The 7,827-nt window shown below is 69.5% G+C and carries 6 protein-coding genes and 2 pseudogenes; 5 read left to right on the top strand and 3 right to left on the bottom strand.

Annotation, left to right across the window (positions count from 1 at the left end):
• A pseudogene (locus GJ632_RS26045) lies at nt 1–1,478 on the top strand (BCCT family transporter); the annotation flags it as partial.
• 64 nt (nt 1,479–1,542) lie between these two features.
• On the opposite strand, the gene GJ632_RS16875 reads toward GJ632_RS26045, so the two are convergent.
• Both GJ632_RS16875 and GJ632_RS16870 read right to left on the bottom strand, forming a co-directional pair.
• Nucleotides 1,543–2,118 (bottom strand): aminodeoxychorismate/anthranilate synthase component II, encoded by a 576-nt coding sequence (locus tag GJ632_RS16875; protein ID WP_191453561.1) that lies wholly within the window; start codon nt 2,116–2,118, stop codon nt 1,543–1,545.
• Nucleotides 2,115–3,618, bottom strand: a pseudogene (locus GJ632_RS16870) (anthranilate synthase component I family protein). The gene GJ632_RS16875 and the pseudogene GJ632_RS16870 overlap by 4 nt, the downstream one beginning before the upstream one ends.
• A 325-nt stretch (nt 3,619–3,943) precedes the next feature.
• Here GJ632_RS16870 and GJ632_RS16865 point away from each other — a divergent pair.
• A complete protein-coding gene (locus GJ632_RS16865; protein ID WP_191453560.1) occupies nt 3,944–4,837 on the top strand; it encodes a bifunctional methylenetetrahydrofolate dehydrogenase/methenyltetrahydrofolate cyclohydrolase in 894 nt (297 codons plus the stop codon).
• A gap of 251 nt (nt 4,838–5,088) precedes the next feature.
• Here the strand turns inward: GJ632_RS16865 and GJ632_RS16860 are convergent, their stop codons facing one another.
• On the bottom strand, nt 5,089–5,289 hold the full coding sequence (locus GJ632_RS16860) for a hypothetical protein (protein ID WP_089809299.1): 201 nt from the start codon (nt 5,287–5,289) through the stop codon (nt 5,089–5,091).
• Nucleotides 5,290–5,377: 88 nt separating this feature from the next.
• Here GJ632_RS16860 and epsC point away from each other — a divergent pair, with 88 nt between their 5' ends.
• The 3 genes from epsC to GJ632_RS16845 form a co-directional block, all read left to right on the top strand.
• Entirely contained in the window at nt 5,378–6,247 is an 870-nt protein-coding gene (epsC, locus tag GJ632_RS16855) for a serine O-acetyltransferase EpsC (RefSeq protein WP_089809301.1), read from the top strand.
• A 33-nt stretch (nt 6,248–6,280) separates the two neighbouring features.
• Complete coding sequence (locus GJ632_RS16850) at nt 6,281–7,075, top strand: tetrahydrofolate dehydrogenase/cyclohydrolase catalytic domain-containing protein (RefSeq protein ID WP_343161227.1); 795 nt, start codon at nt 6,281–6,283, stop codon at nt 7,073–7,075.
• Between the two features lie 355 nt (nt 7,076–7,430).
• The coding region (locus tag GJ632_RS16845) for a bifunctional 4-hydroxy-2-oxoglutarate aldolase/2-dehydro-3-deoxy-phosphogluconate aldolase (RefSeq protein ID WP_197428051.1) at nt 7,431–7,827 on the top strand (397 nt) is incomplete at its 3' end.

Genomic DNA, 7,827 nt, shown 5'->3' with positions numbered 1-7,827 from the left:
GCGGCGGTGGACGCCCTCGCGACGCGCGTCCTGACGGGGTTCGGCCCGCTGTTCCTCGGGAGCGTCCTGCTCGCCGTCTGCTACTGCGGCCTGTTGCTCTTCGGACCGTGGGGCGACGTCGTCCTCGGCGGCCCGGACGCGGAACCGACGTACACCTACCCGACGTACTTCTCCCTCGTGTTCACCGCCGGCATCGCCGCCGGCATCGTGTTCTGGGGGCCCGCCGAGGCGCTGTTTCACTACCGCGACCCGCCGCCGTACTTCGGCGCGGCCCCGGAGACGAACGCGGCTATCGGGGGGGCGCTCACCTACACGCTGTTCCACTGGGGCGTCTCGGCGTGGAGCGCGTACGCCGTCGTCGGCGTGCCGATAGCGTACTTCGTCTTCCAACGCGGCGCGCCCCTCCGCGTCTCGACGATACTCGCCCCGTTCCTCGGCGTGGACGGACTGGACTCCGTCTGGAGTTCGCTCGTGGACACGCTCGCCGTGTTCGCGACCATCGGCGGCATCGCCACGTCCATCGCGCTGGTGAGCAGGCAGTTCCTCGCGGGCATCGGCTACCAGTGGGACGTCTCGACGGGCACCGTCGGCTCGGTGCTGTTCGTCGGCGGCCTCACCCTCATCTACGTCTCTCCTGCGAGACGGGCGTCCACCGGGGAATCAGGCGCATCGCCGGCCTCAACGTCGTCCTGTTCGGTCTGTTCGCCCTCCTCGTCGCCGCCGTCGGCCCGCGGTCGTTCGTCGTCGAACGAGGTGTCGCGGCGCTCGGAAGCTACGCGCTCAACTTCCCGTCGCTGAGCCTGTACGCGGGGTCGGAGTGGGTCACCGACTGGACCGTCTGGAACTGGTCGTGGTGGTTCTCGTGGGCGCCGTTCGCCGGCCTGTTCCTCGCCGCCCTCTCGCGCGGCCGGCGAGTCCGAACCGTCGTGTTCACGAGCGTCGTCGCCACTTCGGCCGCGACGCTCGTCTGGTTCCTCCTCGTCGGCGGGACGACGCTGCACGTCCAGCACACCGGCCGCGCGGACGTGCTCGGGGCCATCGCCGCCCGCGGCGGCACCGAAGCCGTCGCGGGGTTCCCCCTGTTCGAGGCGCTCCCGGTGAGTCGGCTGCTGATGTTCCTGTTTCTCGCGCTCATCGTCGTGTTCATCGTCACCTCGGCGGACACGTCGACGCTCGTCGTGGCGATACTGACGGCCGAACGCGGCCGCGCCCCCTCGACGGTGAGCGTCGTCTTCTGGGGCGTCTTTCAGGGCGCCGTCGCCGTCTCGGTGCTGGTGCTCGGGGGCAGTGAGACGCTGCAGGCGCTGGCCGTGCTGACCGGCGGCCCGTTCGCCGTCGTCTCGCTGGTCGCGCTGGCGGGGTTGACGCTGACGTTCCTGCGACACGAACGCGGGCACACGTCGGTCGTCGCCCGCGCTCTCGGCCGACTCCCGACGATACACACGCACCGCGACGTGGACCCACCCGACGACGAGTGAGCGTGCCGGACGACGAGCAGGTCCGCTCGACGACGGACGCGCCACCGGGCGACGAGCGGGCGGTTCAGACGCCCGCGTACGAGTTACAGAAGTTCTCGACGACGCGCTTCCCGGCGTCGGTGAGGATGCTCTCGGGGTGGTACTGGACGCCGAGGTGCGGCCTGTCGGCGCGTTCGACGCCCATCACGACCCGGCGGTCGTCGGTCGTCCGCGCCGTCACGTCGAGTTCGTCGGGGAGGTCCGCCGCCGCGACGGCCAGCGAGTGGTAGCGACCGACCTCGAACGGGTCCGCGACGCCCTCGTAGAGGTCGGAGCCGTCGTGGCGTATCTCGGACGGCTTGCCGTGGACGACGTCCGGGGCGTGGCCGACGGGCGCGCCGAGGGCCGCACAGAGCGCCTGATGGCCGAGACAGACGCCGAGCGTCGGATAGCTCGTCTCCGCGAAGATATCGACGGAGACGCCGGCGTCGGCGGGCGTGCCGGGACCGGGCGAGACGACGATGCCGTCCGGGTCGAGGTCCCGAACCCCCGCCACGTCTATCTCGTCGTTGCGGCGGACGACCACCTCGTCCGCGAACTCGCCGACGTACTGGACGAGGTTGTACGCGAACGAGTCGTAGTTGTCCACGACGAGTATCATCGCAGGCCTCCCGTCGGGTCGGCCGCCTCGACGGCGAACGACCCCTGTTCGCCGAGGGCCTCGTCGACCGCGTTCACGAGGCTCGCGCCTTGTCGAGCGTCTCCCGGTACTCGGCCTCGGGGACGGAGTCGTGGACGACGCCCGCGCCGACGCGGAGTCGGTACTCGCCCTCCCGTCGGACGAGCGTGCGGATGACGATGTTGAGCGTCGCCCGGTCGTCGAAGCCGAAGACGCAGACGCTCCCGGTGTACGGGCCGCGGCGCGTCGCCTCCACCTCGTCGACGAGTTCCATCGTCCGGGGTTTCGGCGCGCCGGTGATGGTGCCGCCCGGGAAGACGGCGGCGACGGCGTCCGCGATGTCGACGTCGTCGCGCGCCCGCCCCTCCACGAGGGAGACCAGGTGCATCACCTCGGAGTAGCGGTCCACGCGACGGTACTCGGACACCTCGACGCTGCCGTACTCGCTCACCTTCCCGAGGTCGTTGCGTTCGAGGTCCACCAGCATCGCGTGTTCGGCGCGTTCCTTCTCGTCGGACCGCAGGTCGCGTTCCAGTTCGGCGTCGGCCGCGGGGGTGTCCCCGCGCGGCCGCGTCCCGGCGATGGGTTCCGTGCGGAGGCGGTCGCCGTCCACGTCGAGGAGAAGTTCGGGGCTGGCGCTGACGAGGTCGATACCGGGGAACTCGACGAGCGCGGAGTACGGCGCGGGGTTCACGCGCCGGACGGCGTCGAACGTCTCGACGGGGTGGACGGCGGCGGGAGCGACCAGTCGGTGCGAGACGTTCGTCTGGAACGTGTCGCCGTCGCGGACGTACCGCTTGATTCGCTCGACGCGGTCCGCGACGCCGCGGCCCCGCACTCGCTCTCGAACGTCGCGCGGTCGCCGGCGGTGCGAACCGGCGGAACGCTCCCGTCGCCGTCGACCGCAGACCGGGCCAGCGACGTCGCCCGCCGCACGCCGTCCTCGTACGCCGCCGCCGGCGAGTCGTCGACGGTCGGGCAGGCGGTCACGCGCAGTTCGACGCTCCCCTCGCGCGGTTCCTCCCACGCCGCGACCCGGTCGAACACGCCCAGTTGCATGCGCGGGAGGCCGTCCGACTGCGTCGTCGACGGCAGTGACTCCAGTTCGCGGGCCACGTCGTACGATAGCCACCCGAACGCGCCGCAGGGGTACGGGACGTCGCAGTCGCCACGAACGAGGTGCTCGCGTTCGAGGAGCGACGACAGTTCGGCGAGACTCGGGCTGTCGTCGCCCCGCGACGCCGCGTCGGCGCCCACGCGAACCCGTTCCACCGGGTCGACGCCGAAGTACCCCCACCCCGACTGCCCGCCGGTCGTCTCGTAGTAGAAGCCCTCTGTCTCCTCGTCGCGGGCGCGACGGTAGGCCTCGTAGGGGTCTTCGACGGTGACGCGGACCTCGACGGGCACGCGGGCGCCCGGCGGTGCCGCTCGGGCCGTCTCGACGAACGGTGCTCGCTCCGTGACGGTGGTACACTCGGTCATCTGTGAGGGGTCGCGGCGGGAGTCGTCGCCCCGCCTACGTCGTGCCACACGCTCGGGTCGTCTCCGGCATAAAGCCTCGCGTAACCGGCGCTTCGGGGCGTACGTGGCCGATTTCGTCGTCGGTCGACGCCGATTCGCCACCGGCGTTCCGCCGTCCACTTCAATGGGCGTACCATTCCACCTGCGGACCTATGTGGCTGGGTCGAGAGACGGTTTGCAGGATGCTGTCACGCGTCACGTGCGGGCGGCGCGTCCGGTCGCGTCGCCGTTGGCGGTGCGCGCCGACCCGCGGACGCCCGCGTGACCATTCACGACTTCACTCACCATGACGACGATAATCGACGGCAACGAGGTAGCCGACGGGATACAGGACGGGATAGCGTCGTGCGTCGAGACGCTCGCGGACGAGGGCGTCACGCCGGGGTTGGCGACGGTGTTGATGAGCGACGACGACGCCAGCGAGACGTACGTGTCCATGAAACAGCGGACCTGCGAGGAACTCGGCATCGAGAGCTATCACCACGAGATAGCCCCCGACGAACCGGCGTCAACGCTGTTCGACCGCATCGACGCGTTGAACGACGACCCGGCGGTTCACGGCATCCTCGTCCAGATGCCGGTGCCGGACCACGTGGAGAAGCGGGCGGTCCTCGAACGCATCGACCCGGCGAAGGACGTCGACGGCTTCCACCCGGAGAACGTCGGCCGACTGGTCGCCGGGAACGCCCGCTACAAGCCCTGCACGCCGCACGGCATCCAGAAACTGCTCGCCGCCTACGATGTGGAGACGGAGGGCGCGGACGCCGTCGTCGTCGGGCGCTCCGACATCGTCGGCAAGCCGATGGCGAACCTGTTCATCCAGCGTGACGCCGGCGGGAACGCAACGACCACGGTGTGTCACTCGCGGACGAAGAATCTCGCGGAGAAGACGCGTAACGCGGACGTACTCGTGGCCGCCACGGGCGTCCCCGAGATGATAGACGGCGAGATGGTCGGCGAGGGCGCGACGGTCATCGACGTCGGCGTCAATCGCGTCGAGGCGGACACCGAGAAGGGGTACGAACTCGTCGGCGACGTGGAGTTCGAGAGTGCCAAGGAGAAGGCGTCGGCCATCACGCCCGTCCCCGGCGGCGTCGGACCCCTCACCATCGCGATGCTGATGTACAACACGGTGAAGGCGGCGAGCCTCCAGTCGGGCGTCGCCGTGGACCTCCCCTGACATCCGCCGCCGCGGTCCGTATCTGGTACCTCCTGGGACCCCTGATTTCGTCTGTTACCGCCCGCGCGCCGCCGCAGTCGCGGGTCGCCGGCGCGTTCGGCGAGCGTTCGCCCGCCGGTACTTCGGTCGACAGTCCGGGCCGGCGCGTCGAGTCGACGCTCCGCACGGAACAGCACCGCTCAGAAATGTCGGGAGTCGAGTTTCGAGTCGCAGACCCTCGCACCGGACTACCGGGGGTCCGCACCAGCGACTCAATGCACCTCGACGGCGCCGCACTCGGGGCAGGTCACTTCGACCGCGTCCCGCGCGTCCGCCGCGTCCTCGACGAGTTCGTAGCCTCTCGCGCACTGTTCGTGGAGGAAGACCCGGTGGTCTCCGTGGTCCCCGAGGACGATGTCGTCCCGTTCGTCCGGGAGGACTAACCCGTGGCAGAAGTAGCACTCGGCGTCCATACCGGTGTATGGTGACTAATCGTGATATAACTGCCCCCGAACGCCGGCGGCGTCCACTACTAAGACGTTCGGCGGCGAACGCCGGGGCATGGAGTACCGGTACACGGGAGAGGCACACGAACGGTTGTACGCTTCCTACCGCGACGACGAGGACCCGTATCCGAAGCAGGCCCCGATGGAGTTCCCGACGCAGCGTCACAGTCGCGACGAAGTGGACATCCTGAAGCGACTGTTCTTCCCCACGTGCTGGAACGCGGCCAGCCTCGTGCGCGAGGAGTCGGCCATCCTCGACCACCTCGACGAACTCGGGACGCTGTTCTACGCGGGGATTCGCCCGTACACGGACGAGGACCCGGCGGCCACCGTCGAGACGATTCTCGACCGGCTTCCGGACATCCGCGCGCGCCTGAAGAAGGACGTCGAAGCCGCCTACAAGGGCGACCCGGCGGCGAAGACGTATCTGGAGATAATCCGCTCGTATCCCGGCGTCCTCGCCATCCAGGTTCAGCGCGTCGCGCACGCACTGTACGAGGCGGGTGCGGGCGAGTACGCCCGCGAACTCACCGAGTACGCGAAGACGCAGACCGGCATCGACATCCACCCCGGAGCCGAGATAGGCGAGTACTTCTTCGTGGACCACGGCACCGGCGTCGTCATCGGCGAGACGGCCACCGTCGGCGACTGGGTTCGGCTCTATCAGGACGTGACCCTCGGAGCGCTCCACTTCGAGAAGGACGAGACGGAGGAACACAAACTCAAGAAGGGGTACAAGCGCCACCCGGACATCGGCGACCACGTCGTCATCGGGGCCGGCACGAAGGTGCTGGGGGCGATAACCGTCGGCGACCACGTCAGCATCGGGGCCAACTCGTGGGTGTCCGAGGACGTGCCGGACCACACCACGGTCCTCGTCAGCGACCACCCCACGCAGGAACGCAAGAAGACGGACCGAACGTAACCCGAGCGACCGAATCGACGCTGATGCGGGCGAATCGCTCGCCGAATCCGTCGTCGAGGGCGTCGAGTCGGACGCGAGCGCCTCCGGGAGCGGGGACACACGCCGAGGCTCGGAACGGTGCTGATGAGCGACAGCGAGGCCGACGAGCGGTTCATGACGACGAAGCACGAGCGCTGTGCGGCCGTCGGCATCGACACGGAACGCGTCGACGTGGCCGCCGACGCGCCGGCGGAGGACCTGTACGCCGCGGTGGACCGACTGGCGGCCGACGACGACGTGACGGCGATGTTCGTGCAGGCGCCGCTTCCGGACCACGTGGACGATGGCGCGGTCCGGGCGCGGATTCCGCCGGCGAAGGACGTCGACTGCTTCGCGCCGTCGAACCTCGGGCGACTCGTCGCCGGCCGCCCGCGGGTCGTCCCCGCGACGACCAACGCCGTGCGAACGCTCCTCGCCGAGTACTGCGAGCCGACGGCCGGACGGGACGCCGTCGTCGTCGGTCGGAACACGGCTATCTGCAAACCGCTGGCGAACCTGCTCTGGTCCCGCGGGCCCGGCGGCGACGCGACGGTCACAGTCTGTCACACGGCGACGCGGGACCTCGCCGCGCACACGCGACGCGCCGACGTTCTCGTCACCGCCGCCGGGAGCGCGAACCTCGTCGACGGGACGATGGTCGGCGACGGCGTGGCGGTGGTAGACGTCAGCGTCAACCGCGTCGAGAGCGAGGCCGGCGACGGCCACGAACTGGTCGGCGACGTCGAGTTCGAGAGCGTCGAGGAGAAGGCGTCGGCCATCACGCCCGTTCCCGGCGGCGTCGGCCGTTGACGCTCGCGTACGTGGTTCGGAACGTGGTCGACGTGACCGCGCGGCAGGCCGGCCACGACGAGTTCGTCCGCGACGAGCGAACCGCGTCCACACCGTAGATACGCCGACTTCAGCCGCGTTCGGAGCCGGATAGATGCTTCCTTCGCGAGATGGTGCGAGTTCGGCCGATATCTGACTCGGATTTGCCACATATGTATTCATAGAGACAGTATCGGCAGTCATCTCAGCAATTCGAGATGTAGAATCGTAGATAGAACCGAGGATAGAATCGCGGGTAGAACGCCGGGTGGGACGCCGGTCGAGTCGTCCGACGGCCGACCACGGCGTTTAAGCGGGTCCTCTACGAGCGATGCGTATGAGCCGAGAGACAGCGGCGCGCATCCGAGACAGCGGCGTCGTCGCCATCGCTCGCGGTACCGACGCCGACGCCGTCATCGACACCGTCGACGCCATCCGGCGCGGCGGCGTCCCCACCGTCGAAGTGACCGCGAACACCGACGGCGTCCTCGACATGATACGCGACGTGTCGGCGACGTTCACCGCTGACGAACTCACCGTCGGCGCGGGGACGGTCCTCGACGCCGAAACCGCCCGGGCGGCCATCCTCGCGGGCGCGGAGTTCGTCGTCACGCCGTCCTTCGACGAGGGCGTCGTGCGGACGGCGAACCGCTACGGGAAGCCCTCGCTGGTGGGCATCGCCACGCCGACGGAGGCAGTCGACGCGTTCGAGGCCGGCGCGGACATGGTGAAGG

The organism is Halogeometricum sp. CBA1124, assembly GCF_009741955.1.
GTDB classification, from domain to species: domain Archaea; phylum Halobacteriota; class Halobacteria; order Halobacteriales; family Haloferacaceae; genus Halogeometricum; species Halogeometricum rufum.
Note: the sequence above shows the minus strand (reverse complement) of the source record. Positions and strands in the feature narration are given on the sequence as shown.